23 protein-coding genes are annotated in these 22,855 nt (G+C 64.9%); 8 read left to right on the plus strand and 15 right to left on the minus strand.

Features of this window, described 5'->3' with window-relative positions:
* Positions 1-223 precede the first annotated feature (223 nt).
* The gene (locus WFP39_RS13845; RefSeq protein ID WP_336920410.1) at positions 224-355 is read left to right on the plus strand and encodes a hypothetical protein; all 132 of its coding nucleotides are present in this window, start codon (positions 224-226) and stop codon (positions 353-355) included.
* Here the strand turns inward: WFP39_RS13845 and WFP39_RS13850 are convergent.
* On the minus strand, positions 352-870 hold the full coding sequence (locus tag WFP39_RS13850) for a winged helix DNA-binding protein (RefSeq protein WP_336920412.1): 519 nt from the start codon (positions 868-870) through the stop codon (positions 352-354). The two genes, WFP39_RS13845 and WFP39_RS13850, sit on opposite strands and share 4 nt — an antisense overlap.
* A gap of 699 nt (positions 871-1,569) precedes the next feature.
* Between WFP39_RS13850 and WFP39_RS13855 the strand changes: the two genes are divergently transcribed.
* The 3 genes from WFP39_RS13855 to WFP39_RS13865 all read left to right on the plus strand — a co-directional run bounded on the left by WFP39_RS13855 (position 1,570) and on the right by WFP39_RS13865 (position 4,290).
* A complete protein-coding gene (locus WFP39_RS13855; RefSeq protein ID WP_336920414.1) occupies positions 1,570-2,808 on the plus strand; it encodes a hypothetical protein in 1,239 nt (412 codons plus the stop codon).
* Between the two features lie 126 nt (positions 2,809-2,934).
* A complete protein-coding gene (locus tag WFP39_RS13860) occupies positions 2,935-3,447 on the plus strand; it encodes an META domain-containing protein (protein WP_336920416.1) in 513 nt (170 codons plus the stop codon).
* Between the two features lie 75 nt (positions 3,448-3,522).
* Positions 3,523-4,290, plus strand: a complete 768-nt coding sequence (locus tag WFP39_RS13865) for a DUF2189 domain-containing protein (RefSeq protein WP_336920417.1) — start codon at positions 3,523-3,525, stop codon at positions 4,288-4,290.
* A 57-nt stretch (positions 4,291-4,347) separates the two neighbouring features.
* On the opposite strand, the gene WFP39_RS13870 is transcribed toward WFP39_RS13865, so the two are convergent.
* The 3 genes from WFP39_RS13870 to WFP39_RS13880 form a co-directional block, all read right to left on the minus strand.
* Complete coding sequence (locus tag WFP39_RS13870; RefSeq protein ID WP_336920418.1) at positions 4,348-5,631, minus strand: PPC domain-containing protein; 1,284 nt, start codon at positions 5,629-5,631, stop codon at positions 4,348-4,350.
* A gap of 108 nt (positions 5,632-5,739) precedes the next feature.
* The gene (locus tag WFP39_RS13875) at positions 5,740-6,345 is read right to left on the minus strand and encodes a GNAT family N-acetyltransferase (protein ID WP_419716205.1); all 606 of its coding nucleotides are present in this window, start codon (positions 6,343-6,345) and stop codon (positions 5,740-5,742) included.
* Positions 6,255-7,046: a LysR family transcriptional regulator gene (locus tag WFP39_RS13880; RefSeq protein WP_336920421.1), complete on the minus strand. Its 792-nt coding sequence runs from the start codon at positions 7,044-7,046 to the stop codon at positions 6,255-6,257. The genes WFP39_RS13875 and WFP39_RS13880 overlap by 91 nt, the downstream gene beginning before the upstream one ends.
* A 123-nt stretch (positions 7,047-7,169) precedes the next feature.
* Between WFP39_RS13880 and WFP39_RS13885 the strand changes: the two genes are divergently transcribed.
* The gene (locus tag WFP39_RS13885; RefSeq protein ID WP_336920422.1) at positions 7,170-9,785 is read left to right on the plus strand and encodes a M14 metallopeptidase family protein; all 2,616 of its coding nucleotides are present in this window, start codon (positions 7,170-7,172) and stop codon (positions 9,783-9,785) included.
* A gap of 20 nt (positions 9,786-9,805) precedes the next feature.
* On the opposite strand, the gene apaG is transcribed toward WFP39_RS13885, so the two are convergent.
* The 4 genes from apaG to WFP39_RS13905 form a co-directional block, all read right to left on the minus strand.
* Positions 9,806-10,219 carry a Co2+/Mg2+ efflux protein ApaG gene (gene apaG, locus WFP39_RS13890; protein ID WP_336920423.1) on the minus strand — a complete coding sequence of 138 codons (414 nt, stop codon included), beginning with the start codon at positions 10,217-10,219 and terminating at the stop codon, positions 9,806-9,808.
* Between the two features lie 89 nt (positions 10,220-10,308).
* Positions 10,309-11,649, minus strand: coding sequence for a sensor histidine kinase (locus WFP39_RS13895; RefSeq protein ID WP_336920424.1), 1,341 nt, complete (start codon positions 11,647-11,649; stop codon positions 10,309-10,311).
* A 103-nt stretch (positions 11,650-11,752) separates the two neighbouring features.
* Positions 11,753-13,750, minus strand: coding sequence for an alpha/beta hydrolase family protein (locus tag WFP39_RS13900; RefSeq protein ID WP_336920426.1), 1,998 nt, complete (start codon positions 13,748-13,750; stop codon positions 11,753-11,755).
* A gap of 77 nt (positions 13,751-13,827) precedes the next feature.
* Positions 13,828-15,039 carry a trans-sulfuration enzyme family protein gene (locus WFP39_RS13905; RefSeq protein WP_336920427.1) on the minus strand — a complete coding sequence of 404 codons (1,212 nt, stop codon included), beginning with the start codon at positions 15,037-15,039 and terminating at the stop codon, positions 13,828-13,830.
* An 80-nt stretch (positions 15,040-15,119) separates the two neighbouring features.
* Here WFP39_RS13905 and WFP39_RS13910 point away from each other — a divergent pair, with 80 nt between their 5' ends.
* Positions 15,120-16,394 carry a phospholipid carrier-dependent glycosyltransferase gene (locus WFP39_RS13910; RefSeq protein WP_336920429.1) on the plus strand — a complete coding sequence of 425 codons (1,275 nt, stop codon included), beginning with the start codon at positions 15,120-15,122 and terminating at the stop codon, positions 16,392-16,394.
* Here WFP39_RS13910 and WFP39_RS13915 read toward each other — a convergent pair.
* From WFP39_RS13915 to WFP39_RS13945, 7 genes are all read right to left on the minus strand, one after another.
* Complete coding sequence (locus WFP39_RS13915) at positions 16,391-16,573, minus strand: PLD nuclease N-terminal domain-containing protein (RefSeq protein WP_336920430.1); 183 nt, start codon at positions 16,571-16,573, stop codon at positions 16,391-16,393. The two genes, WFP39_RS13910 and WFP39_RS13915, sit on opposite strands and share 4 nt — an antisense overlap.
* Positions 16,574-16,658: 85 nt before the next feature.
* Positions 16,659-17,768 (minus strand): glycosyltransferase family 2 protein, encoded by a 1,110-nt coding sequence (locus tag WFP39_RS13920; protein WP_336920432.1) that lies wholly within the window; start codon positions 17,766-17,768, stop codon positions 16,659-16,661.
* A gap of 15 nt (positions 17,769-17,783) precedes the next feature.
* Positions 17,784-18,842: a 3-isopropylmalate dehydrogenase gene (gene leuB / locus WFP39_RS13925; RefSeq protein ID WP_336920433.1), complete on the minus strand. Its 1,059-nt coding sequence runs from the start codon at positions 18,840-18,842 to the stop codon at positions 17,784-17,786.
* The gene (recO, locus tag WFP39_RS13930; protein ID WP_336920434.1) at positions 18,839-19,441 is read right to left on the minus strand and encodes a DNA repair protein RecO; all 603 of its coding nucleotides are present in this window, start codon (positions 19,439-19,441) and stop codon (positions 18,839-18,841) included. The genes leuB and recO overlap by 4 nt, the downstream gene beginning before the upstream one ends.
* Positions 19,442-19,491: 50 nt before the next feature.
* The gene (locus tag WFP39_RS13935; RefSeq protein ID WP_336920435.1) at positions 19,492-19,740 is read right to left on the minus strand and encodes an accessory factor UbiK family protein; all 249 of its coding nucleotides are present in this window, start codon (positions 19,738-19,740) and stop codon (positions 19,492-19,494) included.
* Positions 19,741-19,778: 38 nt separating this feature from the next.
* Positions 19,779-20,333 (minus strand): TspO/MBR family protein, encoded by a 555-nt coding sequence (locus WFP39_RS13940; RefSeq protein ID WP_336920436.1) that lies wholly within the window; start codon positions 20,331-20,333, stop codon positions 19,779-19,781.
* Positions 20,334-20,441: 108 nt separating this feature from the next.
* A complete protein-coding gene (locus WFP39_RS13945) occupies positions 20,442-21,197 on the minus strand; it encodes a TlyA family RNA methyltransferase (protein ID WP_336920437.1) in 756 nt (251 codons plus the stop codon).
* A 124-nt stretch (positions 21,198-21,321) separates the two neighbouring features.
* On the opposite strand from WFP39_RS13945, the gene WFP39_RS13950 reads away from it, so the two are divergent.
* Together WFP39_RS13950 and WFP39_RS13955 are read left to right on the plus strand one after the other, a co-directional pair.
* Positions 21,322-21,867 (plus strand): hypothetical protein, encoded by a 546-nt coding sequence (locus WFP39_RS13950; protein WP_336920438.1) that lies wholly within the window; start codon positions 21,322-21,324, stop codon positions 21,865-21,867.
* Complete coding sequence (locus WFP39_RS13955; RefSeq protein WP_336920440.1) at positions 21,864-22,463, plus strand: hypothetical protein; 600 nt, start codon at positions 21,864-21,866, stop codon at positions 22,461-22,463. The genes WFP39_RS13950 and WFP39_RS13955 overlap by 4 nt, the downstream gene beginning before the upstream one ends.
* Positions 22,464-22,855: the final 392 nt, after the last annotated feature.

Raw genomic sequence — 22,855 nt, forward strand, 5'->3', positions numbered from 1 at the left:
CGCCAGAAACTTCCTATCCGCCGTATGCCTTGCCGCCGCCGTGGCTTTCTGGCTCTGATTGAGTCTCGACCCTAGCGAAGGACGTGCAGATTATCCCCGAAATAGAGTTTGTTGGCCATGCCTGCGCTTGTGCCAAGGCGAGAAGGTGGCGGCAAGCCGTGCGTGCCGTAAACACTGCGGAAAAACCCTTTCTTGCAGCCATCCCCCTGCTCCCCCACCGGGCATGACAACACGCAAAATCCCTCGGCAGGCCACCTCCTACATGACCACGCGCAACGGCACTGCGCCGACGCCTGATGATCCGCTGCTCGGCCTTACCCCCGTTCCCGATGCGGCGGAAACGCCTGCGCCCTAATATTGTTCGAGATAGCGTCCCACCGCCAGCACGCCCTGATCGGTAAGGGCCACGAAGGTCACGCGCTTGTCGAACTCGGATGTGCTGCGCGTCACCAGCCCGGCCTCTTCCAGCGCGTTGATATAGCGCAGCGCCGTGGTGCTGGGCACGCGGCTCGCCATGCACAGGCTGGTGGTAGACACTTTCGCCCCGCCCGCAAACTGGATGAACAGGTCAAGCAGCATATCCCACGCCGGTTCGCCCAGCAGATCGGCCGGCAGATGATCCCAGCGCCTGCCGCGCTGTTCGTAGATCACCCGCGCCTTCATCGCGAGGTTGAGCGCGTTCTTCTCGATCCGCGCAAGTTCGCTGGGCCAGCGGAAGATCGATTTCACATTCGATCCGTTCCACGCTTGATCAAGCGAATCCGCGAGGCGCAGCAGCGTGGTGCCCAACTCGCGGATGTCACTGGCCTTCCAGTCATCGGCGAGGAGTTTCAGAACCTCCTGCTTCTTTACAGCCGTCGTCTCTCCCATAGGTCCCTCTTTGCGGCTTTAGTAAGAAACACCCGGCCCCATATCGTTGAAACAGCGATAGGCGCGGCCCGGCCAGGAACTGCAAATCTTTAATTAATAGATGTTCGAAATATGGCAAACATCAATTGCATCTATGTTAGCGATAACACTCAGATTATCTGCCTACCATTCACTGTAACGAGCGTTATCAAGGGAAACCCCGTATCTGTTCCTCAACATCTCTTAAGCACTATCGGGAGTAAATAGGGGTAAACCCCTAATTCTGGTTATCCAGCCAGCCCAACGACAATCATGCCCCGTTTGGCCTTCACACCGCGATTTTCCCTGCTGCAAGGCGTATGCCGCTAGGCGAAATTGATGCCTGGCGCACCATCCACGCAGCCGCCCAGCAAGCCAATTCCCGCAGTCGGCAAACCGAAGCCGATTTGATGTATTTTTCCTACATTTCCATCTGAATCTCTACATTTGCGCCAAATGTCCCAGATTTGCGCGGATGGCAAAGGGTATTTTTCCTACATACCCTACCGCAGCCCCGCACACAGGCCCAGTCAAGGGCGCTGCGACAAAGTGTTACAGACTTTATCAATCTCGACGCTGGCATCCCCGGCGCTTCGCGCCTAATCTGGGATCAAAACCGGGGCTTTGCGTAACAGGCGGGCTGCCGGTGGACAGGATCAATTGGGAAGGGAGCCCGATACTATGACCCGCAAAGGTCTCACCTCGCTTGTCGCCATCGCCGTCGCCTCGTGCGGCCTGGCGCTTACCGCCGCCCCCGCCGCCGCGCAAAGCCGCCCGTCCGATCTCTACACCCTGCCCCCGGTGCCGACCGATTACGAACCCGCGCGCCTGCCGTGGGGCGACTATGATTTCACCGGCACCTGGCCGATCGAACGGCTGAATGAAGGCCGCATCCTGTTTCAGCGGCCCGAACAATACGGGATGCGCTTCTGGGTGACCGACGAGGAGTTTCAGCGCCGGCTCGATGCTGCACGCGGGAATGACGGCCGCTTTGCCGCCGCGACCGAAAACGGCATCGGCACATCGGGCACCGAAGGGTTGGCCGAATGGTTCGAGCAAACCGATTTCGGCCACCGCACCTCGATGCTCGTCTCCCCGGCCAACGGCCAGCTGCCGCCGCTGACCGAGGAAGGGATGCGCCTGTTCCGCGCCGGCCGTTCGGGCTGGGTGCCGGGGCAAGCCTATAACTGGGTGAGCGATTTCGACAGCTGGGATCGCTGCGTGTCGCGTGGCTTCCCGGCGTCGATGTATCCCTTCCGCTACAATAACGGCATCCGCGTGTTCCAGAGCCCCGGTTACATGACCATCGTGCTCGAAATGCTCGGCACGCGCGTGATCAAGATCTACAACAGCAAGGAAGAGGCACAGGCCGCCAAGTGGCCCGAAGCCGTCGAGGCGTGGATGGGCAATTCACGCGGCTGGTGGGAAGGCAAGACGCTGGTGATTGAGACGACCAATATCGTCAGCGGCGACAGCGTGACCGAGGATATCTTCCGCCGCGCCGCCTCGCCGCTCAACATGGCGACGCAGTTCACCGGCACGCTCGATGTCCCCGCCTTCAACACCGTGCCGATGAGCACCGAGGCGATGACGGTGGAACGCCTGACCATGACCGGCCCCAATGCCATCGTGCACGAGCTGACCTATTCCGACCCGCTGATCTATACCGCGCCGTGGACCACTCGCATCGAATGGACGCGCGACGATGATTATGTCTTCTTCGAATATGCCTGCCACGAAGGCAATTACATGCCGCGCGACTATATCAACGCCAGCCGCGCGCAGCAGGCGCGCATAGCCGCGGGCGAGGAAGAACCGGTAACGCCCGAAAATGACGACCGCAGCCGCTTTGCGCGGCCCTTCGACTGGGATCCGGGTGTCGGCCCGCGCGCCGCGCCGGGCGCCGGCCGCGGCGGCTGATCACGGCGAGCCAGCAACCTTACCGACAAGGGCTTCGGCAGAAGATGCCGGAGCCCTTATTCATTACACTTTGCAGCAGGTCAGGCGTATGCTTGTGTTTCGCGCTCCTTGACGAGGACACCTGTGATGACATTCGCTGCCCAATCGTCCGTTCGCATTGTTCTGGCCACCCTGTACGCAACCGCGATTGCCGCATGCGCGCCGGTTCCCGCCGGAAATGACGGCGCTCCATCCTCTGCGCAGCGCCCGCAGGTGCAGGAACCGCTGGTCGATCTGCGCGGGACAAGCTGGCAATTGGTCAATTTCCAATCGTCGGATGACGATATCGGCACGCTGGTTCCGCCCAACCGCGAAGGCTACACGCTCACGCTCAACGCCGATGGCACAGCCAGCCTGCGGCTTGATTGCAACCGGGCATCCTCGCGCTGGACTGCCGATCCGGTGGCAGCGCGCAGCGGTGCCATCACGTTCGAGCCGGGCGCGATGACGCGGGCATTCTGCGGCGAGGCGGCGATGGACACACGCATTGCGGCCGATCTTCCAAACCTGCGATCGTGGGTGATTGCCGATGGCGATCTGTATCTGGCGCTGATTGCCGATGGCGGCATTTACCGGTGGACTCCCGCCCCCGCGCCATAACGCCCCACTTGCCATCACCGCCAAGCTGTTGCAGCTTGGCAAAGGGGGATCGCCCTTTGGGATGATGGGGCTGGGATGACGGCAACTGCCAATGGCGCACGCGCAAAACTGCGCGTCCGAGATGATCTGACCTTTGCCGATCTGGCCCGTGCGCTAGCCGCCGGGTGGGCCGATTTTCGCCGATTTCCCGCATTCGGCCTGTTCTTTGCCGCCTTCTATGTGGTGGCGGGCTGGGCGCTCTATTTCGTGCTGGTGCAGCACGGGCAATGGGTCTGGCTGGTTCCCGCAGCCGGTTTTCCGCTGATCGCGCCGTTCACCGCGGTGGGGATGTACGAGGCGAGCCGGCGGCGCGAGGCGGGCCTACCTCCCGATTGGCGCGCCGTTCTTGGCGCGGTGCGGGGGCGCGGTGACGGGCAGGTGCTGGGCGTGGGCGTGGTCGCCTTTGTGATCTTCTGCTTCTGGGTCATCATCGGCCACGGCATCTTCTACATCTTCATGGCGCAGGCCGGGATGACGAGCGAGAGCATGGCCTTTTTCGCCACGCCTGCGGGCATGGCAATGCTGGCGGTGGGCACCACGGTGGGCGCGGGCTTTGCATTGCTGATCTTCACGCTCACCGCCATCAGCCTGCCCATGCTGGTCGACCGCGACATGGATTGCATCACCGCGATGATTGCCAGCGTGTCTGCCGTGCGCGCCAACCGGGCAGTCATGCTCGGCTGGGCGGCGCTGATCGCGGTGGTGCTGTTTGCGGCGATGATCCCGGCGCTGCTGGGCCTGCTGCTGGCCCTGCCGCTGTTCGCGCATGCCAGTTGGCATCTTTATCGCCGGGCCACCGCCTGACGCGAAAAGGGGCAGGATCGCGCCTGCCCCCTGTTCAATAGCATCTGGCGCGCAAACCTATGGCGCAGGCGGCGCCACCGCAGCGTCAAACGGAACCTCCTCCACCGCGGAAAAGTCGGTTTCCTCCTCGACAGCTTGCAAGCCTTCCACCAGTTCCAGCGCGAAGGCCCCGCCGCCGCCAATGCTGCTGGCGCGGATGCGCAGCCGTTCCAGCCAGTCGCTGCCTTCCATCGCCAACGGGCGAAGGTCCACGGCGAGGCGCGCATTCAGCCCTTCTCCGCCGTCATCATCGCTCATCACGCTCGAATAGCCGAGAGGGGTTTCAAAACCGAGTTCGAGAAACGGATCGATGTTGCTCGGAAAGTCGCTGTCCTCAAACGCCGGTGTCGTCATGTTGATCGTCACCTCGCCTGCGCCGGCCCGTATGGCAGCGATGGCCTCGGCGCCGAGGCGATAGGTCACCGCGCTTTCTTCCCCCTCAACTTCGCCATAAGCGCTCTGAGTGAGATAGCCTTCGGCCGGGTCGCCAAAGCCCAGCGCCTGCTCGCCCGTGGTCGCCGCCACATCGCGCAAGGGGGCGACACGCAGCGTAAACTGCCCTTCGCTGGCGTTGTAAGCGGAAGCGGCAATCGTGTAGGTGCCACTTTCGGGCAGGCGGATGCGCAGCAGGGAATTGAGCCCCCCGCCCCCATCATCGTCGCGCGCCACTTCCTCGCCCATCGTGCCGCTGCCCTTGTAGAGGATCAGCAGCGGATCCAGATCATCGCCCCGCGCGGTGAGCGCCACCTCCAGCAATTGCCCCGCTTCCCCGCGAATCGTGTAGAGGCGCGGATTGCCCCCCGTCAGCCGCCCGCGCATTTCCGCCCCGTAATCGATCGCAGTGGTGTGTTCGGGCACGAAAGGCGCGGGGCGCAGTTGCAGTTCGAACGGGCCGTTGGTCTCCTCGCCTGAGAAGAAGGCGAAGGCCGAGACGGTAATTTCCACCTGGCGGCGCGCTTCGGTGACAATGCGGGCGCGGCTGGCCAGATTGCCGCCGCTGTCGTCATCCTCGGCCAGCACTTCGCCGGTGCGCACATCGGTGATGGTCAGCACGGGATCGAGATCCGAGCCTTCCTTGGGGATCACATCGACTTGCAGCGTGGTATTGGGCTGCATGGTGTAACGAAACACCGCCGGCGCCGTGGTCACCGCGCCGTCAAAGATCAGCACGTCGCTGCGCGCATTGTCGAGATTGCGGGCCGATTGGGCCGATGCCGCCACCGGCACAATCGCCGGAACCAGCACAGCCGCCGCCCCGGCCAGCAGAACCGCCCGGAACCCGCTTGTCACACGCCGAATCATGAAACCCCCTTAGCCGCCAGACTGGCGCCCCTTGATACCGGAGCACTGGCACCACAAAGCGGATAATTCGTCAAAGATTAATGGAAGCTGCGCGGCGATTCAAAATGCTCAATGCCGCCATTCATCGGCCAGCACGCCCCACAGCCATGTGTCGCACCAGCCGATATGCGTTTCCATTGCGCTGCGCAGATGCGCCTCGCGCGTAAAGCCCAGCCTTTGCAGCAGGCGGTTGGATGGCGTGTTGCGCGGATCGGTATCGGCAAAGACGCGGCTATAGCCTTCGGCCCGGAACAGATGCGTCACCAATGCGGCCACACATTCCCCGCCAATGCCTTGCCGCGCATGGCCGGGCAGCACCAGATAGCCGATCTCCGCCACGCCCGGCCGTGCTTCGGAAGCCACGAGCCGCGCCACCGGATCGCCGCCTGCCTTTGGCACGGCGACCCATGTCCGCCCGCCCCAGCTGGCATCGAGCAGCCATTCGGCAAACTGCGCCCGGTTATCGAAGGGGCCACGGCTCCAATATCGCATCGCGTCGGGATCGCAAAACGCGGGCAAGAGTGCGTCAACGTCACCCGCTTCGACTGCGCGCAAGACAAAGCGCGGCGTAGCGATCTGTGAAATCACCGGGCCGCCAGATGCGCGACCAGCGCCTGCACCTTCTTCTGCCGCCATTGCGGGCGCGGGGCGACCAGCCAATAAGCGCGGCGGCATTCCTCCGGCTCACCATCCACCACCAGTCGCCCGTCGGCCAGTGCTTCGGCCACCAGCGGCAGCGGCATTGCCGCACGGCCAAAGCCCGCCAACGCAGAGGACAGCGCCTGCCCGGCATTGCCCACCTGCAACACCACATCCGCGCCATCGGGAGCGGGGAAGCCCGGCCAGCTTATCCAGCCATCAGGCGCTTGCGGTGCGGCGACGACGACCTGCGCGCCATCGGCCAATTGCACGCCTTCCAGTTCGCCCGGCCCTTCGACAAGGCGGATCGCAAGATCGAGATTGGCCTCGGTAAAATCGGCGTCTTCGTCCGCGATCAGCTGAAAGCGCGCATCGGGGTTGGCGGCGCGGAATGACGCGAGCCTTGGCGCAAGCCATTGCGCATAGAATTCGCGCGGCACGGCAATGGCATAAACGCTGCTCGCCTGCCCTGCCTGCATCGCCTGCACCGCTTCCTCGAACTTCAGGAACCCGTCGCGCAGCGGATCGAGCCCCGCCACCGCCTCATCGGTCAGCTCCAGCCCCTTGGAGGTGCGGCGGAACAATATCACGCCCAGCACGTCTTCGAGCGCGCGAATCTGCTGCCCCACGGCGGCAGGCGTCACCGCCAGCTCGTCCGCGGCGCGGGTGAAGCTGAGGTGCCGGGCGGCGGCATCGAATACGCGCAAGGCGTTGAGAGGCAAATGGGTGCGCTTCATGGTCGTGCTGCGCCATGTAAGCGGGCGGCGCGCGGGCGGCAAGCGGGCCTGCGCAATATCGCTTGACCGCTTGCAGATGAAACCACAGGACTTGGCAAATCCCTGTCGGAGTCTTTCCCGCTCATGCTGCGCCGCCTTGCCGCCTTCGCCCTGCTGCTCATCACCTTGCCCGCAGCCGTATCGGCGCAAAGCATGGTCGACGGCCGTTTCCGCGCCGATATTCCCACGCTGGAACAGGTGGTGGGGCACCGGTTGGGGGCCGAGATTACTTCGCCGGAAGAAGCGCTCGCCTATATGCAGGCGCTCGCACGCGCTGCTCCCGACCGGGTGCGATTGGTGGAATATGCGCGCAGCTGGCAGGGGCGCCCGCTGGTCTATGCGGTGATCACCTCGGCGGCGAATATGGCGCGCATCGAGGCGGTGCGCGGCGATCTGGCGCGGCTGGCGGCTGGCACTGCGCCCTCTGCCTTGCCCAACCTGTTGCCCGTCACATGGCTGTCCTATGGCGTGCACGGCGACGAGATTTCCTCCACCGATGCCGCTTTGGCGATGGCCTATCACCTGCTGGCGGCCGAAGGCGATGCGCAGGTTGACCGGATCATGAGCGGCAGCGTGGTCATCATCGACCCCAGCCAGAACCCCGACGGGCGTGCGCGTTTCGTCCATTCCTTCCGTTCGCAGGCCGGGCTTGCCCCCTCGGCCGACCGCTACACCGCCGCCGCCGATCAGCCCTGGCCGGGAGGGCGCTTCAACCATTACCTGTTCGATCTGAACCGCGACTGGTTTGCCCTGACCCAGCCCGAAACGCGCGGGCGCGTGGCCGCGATCCAGCAATGGCAGCCCGTGGTGCTGGTCGACGCGCACGAGATGGGGGGCGATGAAAGCTATTTCTTCCCGCCATCTGCCGATCCGTTCAACCCGCACATCACCGGCGGCCAGCGCGACAAGCAGGTGCTGCTGGGCCGCAATATCGCCGCCAGCCTCGACCGGGCGGGCCAGCCCTATTTCACCCGCGAAGTGTTCGATGCCTTCTACCCCGGCTATGGCGACACCTGGCCCACGCTGAACGGCGCCATCGCCATGACCTTCGAGCAGGGCAGCGCGCGGGGCCTGTTGTGGGAACGCAAGGACGGCACGCTGCTGACCTATGCCGAAGGGGTGCGCAACCACTTCCTCGCCAGCCTCGCCACCGCGCAGACCGTGGCCGACAACGCCGCGCTGTTCCTGGGCGACTATGCCGAATACCGGCGCAGCGCCGCGGCCGGGCAAGCGGGCAGCGGCACCTATGTGATCGACCTTGCCCTGCGCCGCTGGAACGCCGAACACCTCGCCCGCCGGCTGGTAGCGCAAGGCGTGGCGGTGCGCCGCGTGACCGGGCCCGCCAATGCCTGCGGGCGCAGCTATCCGGCAGGATACCTTGCGATAAGCCGCAGCCAGCCCAGCGCGCGGCTGATCCGCAGCCTGCTCGATATCAGCACCGACCTGCCGCCCGAATTCGTCGCCGCGCAGGAAGCGCGCCGCAGCCGTGATCTGGCGCACGAACTGTATGACACCACCGCATGGTCAGTCGGGCTGATGTCGGGCGTGGATGTGACGCTGTGCAGCGGCGCGGTGGCACAGGGCGTGGCGGTATCCGCTGACGAGCCGCTCGCCGCGCTGGTAGAGGAACCGGGTGCCTTCGGCATGGTCGTGCCGTGGACCGATAGCGGGCAGGCGCGGCTTGTCGCGCTCGCGCTGTCGCGTGGCCTTGTGGGCCGCGCGACCGATACCGCCTTTGTGATCGGCGGGCGCGCATACGGGCGTGGCAGCGTGGTTTTTTCCCGCGCCGATAATCCTGAAAAGCTGGAGGAACTTGCCGCCCTCGCCCGCGAGATTGGCGCAGAGGCGCTGGCACTGGAGAATGGCTGGGTCGACAGCGGCCCCAATCTCGGCAGCGAGCGCTTCGTGCGCCTTGCCTCGCCGCGCGTGGCGATGCTGTGGGATGATGGTGTCGATCCGCTTTCGGCGGGCGCGATGCGCTACACGCTCGAACAGCGGCTCGGCATCGCCGTGGCCCCGATCCGCACACGCACCGTCGCCCGTGCGCAACTGGGCCGCTACAATGTGCTGCTGGTGCCCGATGGCACCTATGCCCGATCACTCGGCACCGGCGGGCGCGCGGCGATTGAAGCCTTCATCAATGGCGGCGGCGTGGTGGTGGTGACGGGCGAGGCGATGGCCGAATTCGCCACCGGCGACAACGCGCTGTTCACCCTGTCGCGCGAGACCGTGCTGGGCGGCGATCCCGAAGCGGAGGAGGTCGAGGCCGAAACCGCAGGCAGCGCAATTGCCAGCGAGGCCGATTATCGCGCGCTGATTGCCGATGGCACGCGCCGCCCGGACACGATGCCGGGCGCGCTGCTCCACACCGCGATCGATGCCGACAGCTTCCTGTCCGCCGGGTATGACCGCGCCGCCCCGGTGGTGTTTGCCAGCGGCGATCTGGTCTTTGCCCCGATGGCGCGGGCCAATGGCACCAATGTGGTGCGCTTTGCCGCCGCGGATCGCCTGCTTGCCAGCGGCTATTTGTGGGACGAGAACCGTCGGCAAATGGCGTTCAAGCCCTTCATGGTCGCGCAGCCTGCGCGGCGCGGGTTGGCGGTGGGCTTCGTCTATGATCCCGCAACGCGCGGTTATCTTGACGGGCTGGATCTGCTGCTGGCGAACGCGGTGATGATGGCGCCTGCGCGGGTGCGGTAGGTGGGGTAAACGCCCGTCGCTCACCCCACCGGGTCAGGCATCACCAGCCGGAAATGCGGGATTGCCACAAGGAAGCTCTGCCCTGCGCCGTCGGTAAAGCTGTAATGGCCCTGCATTGCGCCTTCGCTGGTGGTCAGTTCGCAGCCCGACACATAATCGAAGCTTTCGCCGGGCGCGAGCACGGGGGTTTCGCCCACCACGCCTTCGCCATCAACCACATTGATCATGCCGCGCGCGTCGCTGATGCGCCAATGGCGCGTGCGCAGACGCACGGTGTCGTCCCGATGGTTTTCCATGCGGATGTGATAGACCCAGAACCACCGGCCCGCCTCCACCCGCGATTGTTCGGGCATGAAGTTCACCGATACGCGCACCGTCACCCCCGCCGTGGTGGCGACATGCTGGAACAACGCGTTGAGAGCATCACGGGTCATCACAATTCACGCAAGGTAACGGCAATCGGCCCCGCGGCAAGAGGGCTTTGGGTCAGGGGCCGCCGATTTTTTGCGAAGCCCCGGTATCCTTACCCGGCCACTGCCGCCAGCGGCACCGCCAGTTCCCAGACAATACCTCGCGGATCATAGTCAATTGCCGCCGATCCGCCCAGCGCCCGTTGCGGCACTTCGCAGATCAGCCTTGTGCCAAAACCCTTGCGCGCGGGCTTTGCCACCGGCGGGCCGCCGCTTTCGCTCCAGCGCAGCACGAAAGTGCCCTCCTGCACGTGCCAGCGCACATCGACCTCGCCCCCGTCTGCCGACAGCGCGCCATATTTCAGCGAATTGGTCGCCAGTTCGTGCAGCGCCATGCCAAGGGTTTCGGCGGCGCGCGGATTGATCGCGATGTCCGGCCCTTCCGCCACGACCTTGCCCGCCGCATCGGCAGCAAATTCGAGTTGCAGTTCCACCAGCTCGTCCAGCGGCACTTCGCGCCATTCGCGGCGCACCAGGATATCCTGGTTGACTGCCAGGCACTGAATCCGCTGCTGGAAACGGCGCACGAATTCCTCGTCCTCTTCCACGCTGCGGCGCAACAGCGCCTGAATCGTGGTGAGCATATTCTTCGATCGGTGATTGACCTCCATCAGCAGGAGGCGGATTTGCTCTGCCTGTTCGCGCTGTTCGGTGATGTCCGAATTGGTGCCGAACCAGCGCAGCACGCGCCCGTCTTCATCGCGCATCGGCTTGGCCCGGCTCAGGAACCAGCGCCACACCCCATCGCGTCTGCGCAGGGGGAATGTATCCTCCCAATCCTGCCCGCTTTCCAGGCAAGCACGGAAATGCGCACGCACGCGTTCGGCATGATCGGGATGCAGGATTCCATCCGCCCCATGTGTCGTCATGTAATCATAATCGGTTCCGGTAAAGTCGTACCAGCGCTGGGAATACCATTCCACCTTGCCATCGGGAGCCACAATCCAGGCCATCGGGGCGATATTGTCCGCGAGCGCCTCGAACCGCTCCTTCGCCTCGCGCAGCTCGCGCTGGTTGCGCAGGTAATTGCCCGCATCGCGCGCGATCTTGCTGGCCCCGACGATCTGGCCTGCGGCATTATGCACTGGCGAGACGCTGACCCAGACATCGACCAGATGCCCGTCCCGGTGGAGGCGGCGCGTCAGGCGCTGGCCTACCTTTTCTCCGCTGCGGATCATGGCGAGGATCTCATCTTCCTCGTGCTGACGATCTTGGGGAATCAGGCGGCGGATCGATTGCCCCACAATCTCCGCCGCAGACCAGCCGAACAGCCTTTCGGCCGCCGGATTCCACGACAGCACGACGCCATCGGTATCCTTTGCCACGATGGCATCGTCGCAGGATGCGACAAGCGCCGCGTAAAGGTCAGTCACTTCAGGCAAGAGGCGATCCATCCAATCCTCGCACGAAAATTTCGCGAGAGCGCCTAATCGTTACAAAGGCGAACGACGAATTGCGACCAATTTGCGACGAACCGAGCCCGGCCCTTATGCCCGACTAGCGAAGGTCCGGCGGATTATGGCGCTGAAGGAAGTCGACCAGAGTGGAGAGGTAGGTCTGCCGATCCTCCGGCTTGTTGAATCCGTGGCCTGCCTCGTCGAAAACCAGCGTTTCCACCGGGGCGGAGGAGGAACGGGCACGGCTGCGCATCACTTCGAACTGGGTAAAGGGCACGCGGCTGTCCTTGCGCCCATGCGCCAGCAATATCGGCCGGGTCAACCGCGCGGCCTGCACGGCAGGCGACACCTGGTCGAGATTGAAGTCGGCGCTATCGCCCTGCACCTGCCGGCGCCATTCGCGTAGTCCGGCTGTGGTGGTGGAGAGGTAATTGCGGTCATAGGCGAGCTGCCGGTTGAAATGCGTGACCCCGGCCCAGCTGGCGGCGCAGCGGTAAATTTCCGGATTGCGGATAACGCCCCACAAGGCCGCATAGCCGCCATAGCTGCCGCCCACCAGGCACACGCGCCCCGCCGCGGCCACGCCTTCGGCCACCAGATGGTGCACCACATCATCGAGGTCATCCTGCATCGCGCGGCCAATCTGGCCGTCGCCCAATTGCTCGAACGCGTGGCCATACCCGCCCGATCCGCGAAAATTGGGCCGCACCACCGCATAGCCGCGATTGGCCAGCAATTGCGCTTCGTCATCGAAATCGAGCCTGTCGCGCACGCCATAGGGGCCGCCATGCGGGTTGACGATCAGCGGATAGGGGCCATCCCCCTCGCCCGGCGGGAGGGTAAGCATGGCGCGGATCTGCGTTCCGTCGCGCGCGGTATAGGTGAAGGCGCGCGACCGGCCGAGCGCATCGGGTGGCAGGTCGGGGCGCAGATCTCCCACCAGATTGAGTCTGCGCTGCGCCGGGGTGAAGACATAGAGCGCGCCCGGATCGTCCGCGCCGTGTTGCAGCACCAGCAGCCTGTCGGTGCTCGCCCAACTGATGATATCGACCCGACTGCCCGGCAACGCCGCCTGCAAGGCGGCGTGGTGGCGCGCCAGATCGGGTTCAAGCCAGCGCGTCTGCTCCACATCGCCTTCGTAATACAGTGCCACCAGCGAGCGTTCGGGCGACAGGCCAACCGCGCTGATATCGGCCCCGTCCACCCGGTGCACGATCTCGCCCGGTTCAGCGGTGGCGAAGTTGAAACTGCGCAGCACGGCGTGGTTTTCGCCTTCCGGCACGCTGAAGGCATAGCCTTCGTCGCTGCCCGCGCGCAGGCCGACAAAACCCCATTCCTTCAGTTCGCGGCTGTCGCGCCCCACACGTGCCGAGACGCGCCATTCGCTTTGCGCATCGGGGCGGTAACGCATTTCCATCCGCCGGGCTGGCGAATAGCCCACGCCCACGCGCACAACGCCCTGCTCGTCCGCAAACCAGCTCGACACGCTGGCATGGGCGCGCTGCACCTCCACCGGGCGGGCTGCGGGATCTTCCAGATCGAACCGCCAGACCGAAGGCGGCGACCAAAGCCGTTCCGCAATCGACACGAGGGCGTAGCGGCCTTCCGGATCGGTGAATATCAGGTCGTCGCCGTCCAGATCCTGCCGTTCCAGCACCAGCGGCCGCGGGCTGTCCCCGGCCAGCGGCAAGTGGAACAGACGGGAAAAGGCGACCTCCTCCCCCACCAGCCGGGTTGTGCCGTTGACGGAAAGGAGGAAGCCCGAATTGCCCGCCCAACGGAACCAATTGGTGTCAATATCCGTGCCAAGATTGCTGCCGCCCACCATTTCCAGCGTTTCGGCATCGCGCACCAGCACATAGGTGTTGCCGCCCTGCTGCGTCAGATAGGCGATCTTGCTGCCATCGGGCGATATCTGCGTGCCTTGCAACATCGCGCGTGCGGTAAAGGCCGCAACGGGAAACGGCGCAGGCAAGGCGGCGAAGGCTTCGGCCTGCGCGCCATCGGCATCACCATCCTGGCCCGCGGCCATCGGCGGAAAAGCCGTTACCATCGTCAGCGCGGCTGCGCCTGCCAGAAACCGCCGTACTGCCCGCATTGCCCTGCCCCTTCCCCATTCGGAAAATAGGCTAGCACTTACCGTAACTTACACAAGAAAAGAACGCAGCGCTCCGATCAAATGCCCGCCTTGGCGAAGGCCTGATCCAGATCCTCGATCACGTCGAGCGGGTCTTCCAGCCCGATATTGATACGGATCATGCCTTCCTCCACGCCCATTTCGGCGCGGCCTTCGGCGCCCATATTGTGATGCGTTGTGCTGGCAGGGTGGCAGGCGAGCGATTTGGAATCGCCGATATTGTTGGAAATATCGACCAGTTCGAGCGCGTCGAGAACGGCAAACGCCGCTTCGCGCCCGCCATCGACCACGAAGCTGAAAATCGGGCCGAAGGCATCCATTTGTTTTGCCGCGAGTTCGTGCTGATGGAAGGATGGCAGGCCCGGATGCAGGATCGGCTTCTTCAACCGCTCCTCCACGAAACGGCCCACGGCGAGCGCATTCTCGCTCTGCTTGTGCGCGCGCAGGGGCAGCGTCTCCAGCCCCTTCAGCACCACCCAGGCGTTGAACGGCGACAGCACCGGGCCGGTGTTGCGCTGAAAGGGGCTCAGCACCTCGTTGATCCATTGCGCGCTGCCGCAGATGGCGCCTGCCAGCACGCGCCCCTGCCCGTCCATCAGCTTGGTGGCGGAATAAGCGACGACATCCGCGCCGTATTCCATCGGGCGCTGCAAGGCGGCGGTGGCAAAGGCGTTGTCGACGATCGTGGTAATCCCGCGCGATTTTGCCAGCCCGCAAACATAGGCGAGATCGACGATGTCGAGCGTGGGATTGGCGGGCGTTTCGAAGAAGAACGCCTTGGTATTGGGCTGGATCGCGGCTTCCCACTCGTGGTTGTTGCGCCCGTCCACCACAGTATGCGTGATGCCGAAACGGTTGAGGACATTGGCGAGGATCCATCGGCACGAACCAAACGCCGCACGCCCGGCAACCACGTGATCGCCCTGGCTGAGCATGCACAACAGTGCCGATGTCATCGCGGCCATGCCGCTTGCCTGCACCTTGCACGCCTCTGCCCCCTCCATCGCGGCAATGCGTTCTTCCAGCATGGCGACGGTGGGGTTCTGGAACCGGGAATACTGCATCCCCGTGGCTTCCCCGGCAAAACGGGCGGCGACCGTGGCGGCGCTGTCATAGGTGTAGCCGCTGGTCAGGAACAGCGCCTCGCTCGTCTCGCCATGTTCGCTGCGCGTGGTGCCCGCGCGCACCGCACGGGTGGCGGGACGCCATTTGGAGGTGAGCGCGCGGTCGGTTCCGGATGTCCTTTTCATGGGGCAAGCGTTTAGGAGTGTGACCTTGCGCCTGCAAGTGTTGCGAAATGCCGTGCTGCTGCTTTATCGCTGGCCCCCGCATGAGCCCGCCCCCTGCCCGCCCCGCCGATCCGATCCGCTGGCATCTGCTGCTGGCGGCGGTGTTCGCCGTGCTGTGTGCGATCCGGCTGACGATCCCGTCAAAGCCCTATTTCGACGAGGTGCACTACCTGCCCGCCGCGCGCGCGCTGCTGGATATGAGTCAGGCGCTCAACCGCGAGCATCCGCCGCTGGGCAAGCAGGCGATTGCGCTGGCGATGCTGTTGTTTGGCGACAACCCGCTGGGCTGGCGCGCCATGCCCTTTGCCTGCGGCGTGCTGGCGCTGTTTGCCGCCTGCCGCGCGATGTGGTTTGCCAGCCAGAGCCGTGCGGCGAGCGTGCTGACCGGCGTGTTCCTGATCACCGGTTTTCCGCTGCTGGTGCAGGCGCGCATCGCCATGCTCGATGCCGTCATGCTGGGCTTTGTCATGCTGGCGCTGTGGATGTGCGCAGGTGCGGTGCGCGAGCATGAGACGGCGCGCTGGCGGCTGGCGATGGCGGGCGCGGCGCTGGGCGCGGCGATGGCGGCGAAGTGGAACGCTATTCCGCTGGCCATGGTGCCGGGGCTGGCCTTTCTGGCGGCGCGGGTCTGGCAGGCGAAAGGCCAGTTCCTCACCACCAAACGCGGCTGGCCGATCGGGGGCATGACCTTGTGGGAAGCGGGTATCTGGCTTGGCCTGCTGCCATTGGCGGTATATGCGCTGAGTTACTGGCCCTTCCTGCTGTTTGCCGATGTGCCGGGCAATCCCACGGGCCTGATCGACCTGCACCGCCAGATGCTTGATCTTCAGACGCAGGTGCTCGCCCCGCACCCTTACCAGAGCCAGTGGTGGCAATGGGCGACCAATGCCCGCGCGATCTGGTATCTGTATGAAGTGGCCGACGGGGCGCAGCGCGGCGTGGTGCTGCTGGGCAATCCGCTGTCCTCGCTCGCCATGCTGCCCGCGCTTGTCTGGTGCCTGTGGGCGGGTTTGAAGGAAGGTCGACGCGATTGCCTCGCGCTGGCGGTGCTTTACGCGGTCAGCCTGGGCATGTGGATCGTGGCGCCCAAGCCGGTGCAGTTCTACTACCACTACATCCTGCCGCATTGTTTCGGCATGGCGGCGCTTGCCTTGGCGACCGAGCGGTTGTGGCAAAGGAATGAGCGGCTGGTCCCCACCGTGCTGGTAGGGGGATCAGCCGTCCTGTTCCTGTGGTTCTACCCCATCCTGACCGCTGCGCCGCTGGAGAGCGATCAGGATTTCCTCCACTATGCTTGGATAGAGGGCTGGCGTTAGGCGATCACTCGCTTGCCGCCACGCGGGCCGGCAATAAGCCACACGATGAAGCCGAGGATCGGCAGCAGCACCAGGCCGATCGTCCAGCCGATCTTCGCACCGGTCGTGGCGCCGCTCGTCAGCACATTATAGATGGCATACAGCGCCAGCAGCAGGCCAATAAGACCAAAGATTTCCATGATTTGCTCCTGTTTCTTGCAAGACGGTGTCTGCTCCGTCCGATGTAACAGGAATGGCCGGGGGCGCGGTTTGGTTCCCGAAGATTTACCGGAACCGGCCCCAGACGAACTTGCTCGACAGCGCGTAATTCCACACCGATGCCAGCACGACGCCTACCAGAGCGGCGGCCCACCAGCGCCAGCCATGGCTTTGCAGATAGGTCGATACCGCCACATTGGCGAAAGCGCCGACCGCGCAGGTGGCGCAGAACCCCGCCCACCCCGCCAGCATGGCCCGCGCGCCGGACAAGCGCCGGTCACGGTAGGTGAGAAGGTTGTTGAGCCAGAAATTGAACGTCATCGCCGCCAAAGTCGCCGCGCTCGTCGCCAGCGCAAAGGCCATCAGCCCCGTGCGAAACAGCGCTGCCAGCACCGCCATATGCACCACCACCCCCAGTGCGCCCACCGTGCCGAACAGCGCGTAGCGCACCGGGATCAACCGCCCCAGATAGCGGTCATACAATCCGGCGAGGAAATCGAGCACCACGGCATTATCGAGCTTGCTTTCCCCTGCCAGCCGTGGGCCGAACTGCATCGGCAGTTCCTTGACCCTGAGCGGCGGAGATGCCGTGGCAAGTATATCGAGCATGATCTTGAAACCAATACCCGAAAGATCGCCCGCCTGCCGCCGGAGCTGATCCGAACGCATCAGGAAAAAGCCGCTCATCGCGTCCGAGAGTTCGCTGCCTGTCAAGCGCCGCGCCAGCGCGTTGGCAATCCGGCTGCCTTTCTCGCGCCGCGCATCGGCAAGACCCGCAGCGCTCGCCCCGTCGGCAAAGCGGCTGGCATAGGCAAGGTCTGCCTCGCCGCTTTTGACCGCCGCCAGCATGGTGAGCAGCAGCGCCGGATCGTGCTGGTGATCGGCATCCATCACCGCCACGAAAGGCGCGGCGGTGGCGCACATCCCCTCTATCGCCGCGCTGGCAAGCCCGCGCCGACCGATGCGCTGGATCACGCGGATGCGCGGATCGGTGCGGGCAATACGCCGGGCTTCTTCGGCCGTGCCGTCATGGCTGTTGTCATCGACGAACAGCGCTTCCCAGCCCGCAGGGCCAAGCGCCGCTTCGAGCCGGGCAACCATCGGCGCGATATTGCCCGCCTCGTTCAGCGTGGGCAGCACCACGGCCAGTTCAAGCTGCGGGCCGAGATTGCTCATCGCCCCGCCCCTCCGTCAGAGCCGCGCGACTACCGCGTCACCGATTTCCGCCGTGCCCGCATGGCCGCCCAGATCGGCGCCCTTGACGCCATCGGCCAGCGCCTTGGCCACGGCGGCTTCGACCCGCGCGGCCTCCGCCTCCAGCCCCAGCGAATGGCGCAGCAGCATGGCGAGGCTGAGGATCATCGCCATCGGATTGGCCTTGCCTTGGCCCGCAATATCGGGCGCGCTGCCGTGGATCGGCTCGTAAAGCCCCTTGGTGCCGAAAGCGGTCTGCGTCTCTCCCAGCGATGCGCTGGCGAGAAGGCCGATCGAGCCGACGCACATGCTCGCCTGATCGGACAGGATATCGCCAAACAGATTGCCGGTGACCACCACATCGAACTGGCCGGGATTGCGGACAAGCTGCATTGCGGCGTTATCGACATACATGTGCGACAGCTCAACATCGGGATATTCGGCTGAAACCTCGATCACGACATCGCGCCACAGCTGACTGGTTTCCAGCACATTGGCCTTGTCCACGCTGCACAGGCGCTTGGCCCGGCCCTGCGCCGCCCGGAAGGCGACATGGGCAATGCGGCGCACCTCGTCCTCGGCATAGGACATCAGGTCAAACCCCTGCCGCCGCCCATCGGGCAGCGTGCGGATCGCCTTTTCGCCGAAATAGACATCGCCGTTGAGCTCGCGCACGATCAGAAGGTCAATCTGGCGGGCGACTTCGGGGCGCAGGGCGGACAAATCCTCAAGGCCCGCAAACATCGTGGCGGGGCGCAGATTGGCGAACAGCGTCAACGCCTGCCGCAGGCCCAGGATCGCCTGTTCGGGGCGCAGATGCCGCTCCAGATTGTCGCAGGCCGGATCGCCCACCGCGCCGAACAGCACCGCATCGGATGCCTTGCACAGCTCCAGCGTTTCGGGCGGCAGCGGGTGGCCGTGCTTGCGATAGGCAACGCCGCCCACATCGGCATCCGCCGTTTCAATTCCGGCAATGTTGAGGGCGGCGAGCACCTTCTTGGCCTCTGCCATGATTTCCGGGCCAATACCGTCCCCGGCAAGACAAGCGATTTTCATTCCACCATCCGTTGCAAGAGTTCACGCAAGCGTTCGCGCGCCGCCATAACGCCTGCGCGCCGGTCGGCAAGAAGGTAGTGGTCAAGCGGCTGTGCCAGCGCGTCCATCGCGGCAAGGATCTCCGGCAAATCGCCCTCCGGCCGCTGCCCCTGCCCGCCATAGCCCAGCTCGCGCAGCAGCAGCATTTCGTAAGCCACCAGCGCCCCCGCCCAACCGCGCGCAGACGGCGCAAGGCAGATCGCATCGAGCAGCGCGCCAAGGGCCGTATGGAGCGAGGGGTAAGGCTGGCGTTCGGGCAGCGCGGTGGCGGTCAGCGCGGTGATCCAGCCGATCGCGGCGGCGGCGAGCGGTTCGGCAAGAAACGGCGCGCGGCTGGCCTGCAATTCGACTTTGGCAAAGGGAAGCTGGCTGTCCGAACGGGCGGAAACCTGCACCTCCACCCCGTTGCCAGGGATCAGCACAGGCCGCAAACTGCGCCCGCGCCCGCCCGCGACATAGGCGGCGACAAGGCCGTATTCGGCCGTCAGGAAACGCGCCACAACGGCCGTCTCGCCATGCGGACGGGTGGCAACCAGAATGGCAGGGGCGCGCAATTGCATCAGCGCGAGGTGTGCCGCTTAACGCCCTGATGGGCAAGCAGCGCGCGGGATCAGCCCTTGGTCTTGCCTTCCAGAGCGGCAAGGCGGGCTTCGAGCGCATCGACCTTTTCGCGTGCCGTAGCGGCCATCTGCTTGACAGCGTCAAACTCCTCGCGGCTCACGAAATCCATCCCGCCCAAGGCTTCCTTCATCCGCTCGCGCGCACTGTCGCGCGCTTCGCGGGTCATCCCCGCAAGCGTTCCGGCGGCCGCATTGGCCAGTTTGACGAAGTCGGCGATGATCGGGTTTTCGCTTTGCATGGGTGTTATCTGGGCCTCTGTGCGCGGATTCTCAAGAGCTAGAGTTCAATTCGCTGCACCGCATTGTTGCCTTCGATCTCTGCCGCGTTGGGGTTAAGTTGCCAGAACTGCCAGGTCAGCACGGTGGCAAAGCACACCCACGCCAGATAGGGCACCAGCAGCCAGGCGGCGGCACGGCGCACCTTGGCAAACAGCCAGATCGTGAGCACGAGGGCGGCGATAAGCGCCACGATCACCGCCAGTGCCAGCGGGATATCGTGCAGGGCAAAAAACACCGGCGACCAGGCGAGATTCAGCGCCAATTGCACGACAAAGGCCAGGATCGCCCACGGCCGCCAGCGCGCCCCCCACGCCGCGCACACCATCGCCAGCGCCACGCCCATCATCACATACAGGATCGTCCAGACGATGCCGAACAAGGCAGGAGGCGGGTAGATCGCGGGCTTTTCGAGCGCGTCGAACCACGGATTGCCCGGCCCGCTGCCCGCAAACTGCCCCGAAACAAAGCCAAGCAGCAGGACGGTGGGCACCAGAAACAGCGACCAGCGCAGCAGGCTGGCGCGCAATTGGCCGGGGGTGGCAAGGCGGTTCATCTCGGCTCCTTCACAGGGATGCGTGTAATCAAGCCCCTGAAAATCGTGAAGCGCGGAGTTTGGCGAGAGGTTCCCGCCAGCGCAAGCAGCCCTGCGCCGCTGGCCAGATTAATCCCCGCCCCTTTGTGCGGAAACAAGGAACTCCACATTGCCCTCGGTGCCCTTGATCGGGCTTTCGATGATGTCGTCCACCACCCAGCCGCCCAGTTCGAGCCAGCGGCGCACTTCGCCGCAGACTCGCTCGTGCAGGCGCGGATCGCGCACGATGCCGCCCTTGCCGACCTCGTCCCGCGCCACTTCGAATTGCGGCTTGATCAGGGCCACCAGCCGGCATGTGGGCGCCGCAAGTTGCAGCGGCACTTCCAGCACCTTGGCCAGCGAAATGAACGATGCATCGCAAACCACCCAATTGCACGGGCGGTCGATCAAGGCAGGCGTCAGGTCGCGTGCATTGGTCTGTTCCAGAACGGTGATGCGCGGGTCGCCGCGCAGCCGGTAATCCAGCTGGTTGGTCCCCACATCCACGGCAAAGACATGCGCCGCGCCGTGATGCAGCAGCACTTGCGTAAACCCGCCGGTCGAGCTGCCGATATCCATCGCCACCGCGCCGGTGGGATCAAGGCCGAAGCTCTTTATTGCGCCGTCCAGCTTTACCCCGCCGCGTCCGACCCACGGATGATCGCGGCCCTTTACCTCGATTTCGGCGTCGATCGGAACCTGCTGGCCGGGCTTTGCCACGCGCGCACCCTTGGCAAAGACCAGCCCCGCCATCACCAATGCCTGCGCGCGGGCGCGGCTTTCCGCATCGCCGCGTTCGACCAGCAACTGGTCGATCCGTATCTTGCCCGGTTTCTTGTCCGCCATGCCGCTTGCGATAGGGGCCTGCGGCGGACAAGCGCAAGGGACAAGCGGGCGGCTGTCGGGTTCCTGTCACATTTCGGGCGCAACCGGGTGGACCCGAATCGCATTATCAAGGATTGAAGCTGTCATGACCTTCCACGCCATCTTTTCGCGCAGCACCGTGATTGCCTTGGCCGCCGGCCTGCTGGCCGCATGCAGTTCGTCCGACGAGCCGGTGGCTGAGGAGAGCCCCGCTGCTGCCCCCATGCCCGTCCTTACGCCTTCGCCCACCCCCACCGTTGCGGCGGACGGATCGCCGCTGGCGCTGGGCAGCTGGAACATCAACGAGGATGCGACGGGGGCCAGCGCCAGCTTCCAACCGCCCGAAGGCGATGCGCTGCTGGTGATTACCTGCGATGCCGCGAGCCGCAGCCTCTCGCTGGCAGTCAGCAATGCCACCCCCGGCAACCAGACCTTCGTCATCGAATCGGGCGGCACCGCCGCGCGGCTGGACATGATGGCCGATGGCAATGCCGCGCTGCCCCGGCAGGTGGCGCAGATCGCGATCAACGCGCCCGTCTTCGGCGGTTTCGTGCAGCCGGGCGGCGCGATCGAAATCAGCCAGCCGGGCGGCGCAACGGTGCGCGTTCCGGCCGCGCCGGGCATCCGCCGCGTATTTGAAAGGTGCCAATGACCCTGAAGTCTTCCCCTCCCGCCCTGCGCCGCGCCGTCCTGTTGCTGGGAGGGGCGGCGGGTGCGCTCGCTCTGGCGGGCTGCATCCCGCCAGCCAGCGACGCGCCGCCTGCGCCGCGGACAGAGCCGGTCGCCGCTCCCGCGCCGGAACCCGCGCCCGCCCCTGCCCCTGCTCCGGCCGCTCCGGCAGTATCTTCTGCCCTCGAAGCGCATCCCGAAGAATGGATCGACCAGCCGCAAACCGCAGGCGATTGGCGCTGGATGATGGCGGGCGGGCAGAGCACGGCCGAATTCAGTGATCCCGCCGGGACGGTGCTGGCACGGCTTGTCTGCACGCCAGACCGGCACGTGCTGATCGCGGTGGCGGGCAGCCAGCCGACACGCGGCGTGCGGGTGCGCACCGAAACACGCGACGCCTTGCTGACCGCGAGCCTGCGCGAAGGATGGCTGGAAACACGCCTCGCCGCGCGCGATGCGATTCTTGATGCAATGGCCTTTTCGCGCGGGCGCTTTGCGCTGGAGGTGCAAGGGGGCCGCGCGCTCTATCTGCCCAGCTATCCCGAAATCACCCGCGTTCTGGAGGATTGCCGCCGCTGACAGGCCATGAGGTGAGCGGGCCGAAACCCCAATTCTGACTGTGAAAAACATTTTTACAAGACTTGTGTTGCAGCGCGGCAGGATTCACATTGCACCCAAGGCCAGCGGTTATCGCGGTCTTCGCCCGGCAGAATACTGGCGGGTGTAGGCTCAACAGCGCGAAAGGAGGTGATCCGATGTCTCATGGTTCAGCAGAGAGGTCGGTTAGTTTCCGCGCGGGGCATTGTCGGTTCTGATTTATCGCAACCGGTAAAGGCTTCGTGGGCGGCACTTCCGGCCGCTGACCATGCGAAAGGCGGTTCCCTGTCAGACAGGGGCCGCCTTTCTCATTTGTGGCGCGCGTGTTTGCCCTGTCCAGCCCTGCGCAAAAGCCCCCCTTCCCCTTGCACGCA

The organism is Alteraurantiacibacter lauratis (assembly GCF_037154155.1).
GTDB lineage: Bacteria > Pseudomonadota > Alphaproteobacteria > Sphingomonadales > Sphingomonadaceae > Alteraurantiacibacter > Alteraurantiacibacter lauratis.

Excerpts from the sequence above, each read along its gene's own strand:
- recO (WP_336920434.1), bottom strand. The coding sequence starts at position 19,441 with ATGCAATTGCGCGCCCCTGCCATTCTGGTTGCCACCCGTCCGCATGGC.
- WFP39_RS13845 (WP_336920410.1), top strand. The coding sequence starts at position 224 with ATGACAACACGCAAAATCCCTCGGCAGGCCACCTCCTACATGACCACG.
- WFP39_RS13900 (WP_336920426.1), bottom strand. The coding sequence starts at position 13,750 with ATGCGGGCAGTACGGCGGTTTCTGGCAGGCGCAGCCGCGCTGACGATG.
- WFP39_RS13910 (WP_336920429.1), top strand. The coding sequence starts at position 15,120 with ATGAGCCCGCCCCCTGCCCGCCCCGCCGATCCGATCCGCTGGCATCTG.
- WFP39_RS13920 (WP_336920432.1), bottom strand. The coding sequence starts at position 17,768 with ATGAGCAATCTCGGCCCGCAGCTTGAACTGGCCGTGGTGCTGCCCACG.
- WFP39_RS13950 (WP_336920438.1), top strand. The coding sequence starts at position 21,322 with ATGACCTTCCACGCCATCTTTTCGCGCAGCACCGTGATTGCCTTGGCC.
- WFP39_RS13875 (WP_419716205.1), bottom strand. The coding sequence starts at position 6,345 with ATGCCGCCGCGCTTATTGGCTGGTCGCCCCGCGCCCGCAATGGCGGCA.
- WFP39_RS13945 (WP_336920437.1), bottom strand. The coding sequence starts at position 21,197 with ATGGCGGACAAGAAACCGGGCAAGATACGGATCGACCAGTTGCTGGTC.
- WFP39_RS13850 (WP_336920412.1), bottom strand. The coding sequence starts at position 870 with ATGGGAGAGACGACGGCTGTAAAGAAGCAGGAGGTTCTGAAACTCCTC.
- WFP39_RS13895 (WP_336920424.1), bottom strand. The coding sequence starts at position 11,649 with ATGGATCGCCTCTTGCCTGAAGTGACTGACCTTTACGCGGCGCTTGTC.
- WFP39_RS13905 (WP_336920427.1), bottom strand. The coding sequence starts at position 15,039 with ATGAAAAGGACATCCGGAACCGACCGCGCGCTCACCTCCAAATGGCGT.
- WFP39_RS13885 (WP_336920422.1), top strand. The coding sequence starts at position 7,170 with ATGCTGCGCCGCCTTGCCGCCTTCGCCCTGCTGCTCATCACCTTGCCC.
- leuB (WP_336920433.1), bottom strand. The coding sequence starts at position 18,842 with ATGAAAATCGCTTGTCTTGCCGGGGACGGTATTGGCCCGGAAATCATG.
- WFP39_RS13860 (WP_336920416.1), top strand. The coding sequence starts at position 2,935 with ATGACATTCGCTGCCCAATCGTCCGTTCGCATTGTTCTGGCCACCCTG.
- WFP39_RS13865 (WP_336920417.1), top strand. The coding sequence starts at position 3,523 with ATGACGGCAACTGCCAATGGCGCACGCGCAAAACTGCGCGTCCGAGAT.
- WFP39_RS13880 (WP_336920421.1), bottom strand. The coding sequence starts at position 7,046 with ATGAAGCGCACCCATTTGCCTCTCAACGCCTTGCGCGTATTCGATGCC.
- apaG (WP_336920423.1), bottom strand. The coding sequence starts at position 10,219 with ATGACCCGTGATGCTCTCAACGCGTTGTTCCAGCATGTCGCCACCACG.
- WFP39_RS13855 (WP_336920414.1), top strand. The coding sequence starts at position 1,570 with ATGACCCGCAAAGGTCTCACCTCGCTTGTCGCCATCGCCGTCGCCTCG.
- WFP39_RS13940 (WP_336920436.1), bottom strand. The coding sequence starts at position 20,333 with ATGAACCGCCTTGCCACCCCCGGCCAATTGCGCGCCAGCCTGCTGCGC.
- WFP39_RS13935 (WP_336920435.1), bottom strand. The coding sequence starts at position 19,740 with ATGCAAAGCGAAAACCCGATCATCGCCGACTTCGTCAAACTGGCCAAT.
- WFP39_RS13955 (WP_336920440.1), top strand. The coding sequence starts at position 21,864 with ATGACCCTGAAGTCTTCCCCTCCCGCCCTGCGCCGCGCCGTCCTGTTG.
- WFP39_RS13870 (WP_336920418.1), bottom strand. The coding sequence starts at position 5,631 with ATGATTCGGCGTGTGACAAGCGGGTTCCGGGCGGTTCTGCTGGCCGGG.
- WFP39_RS13915 (WP_336920430.1), bottom strand. The coding sequence starts at position 16,573 with ATGGAAATCTTTGGTCTTATTGGCCTGCTGCTGGCGCTGTATGCCATC.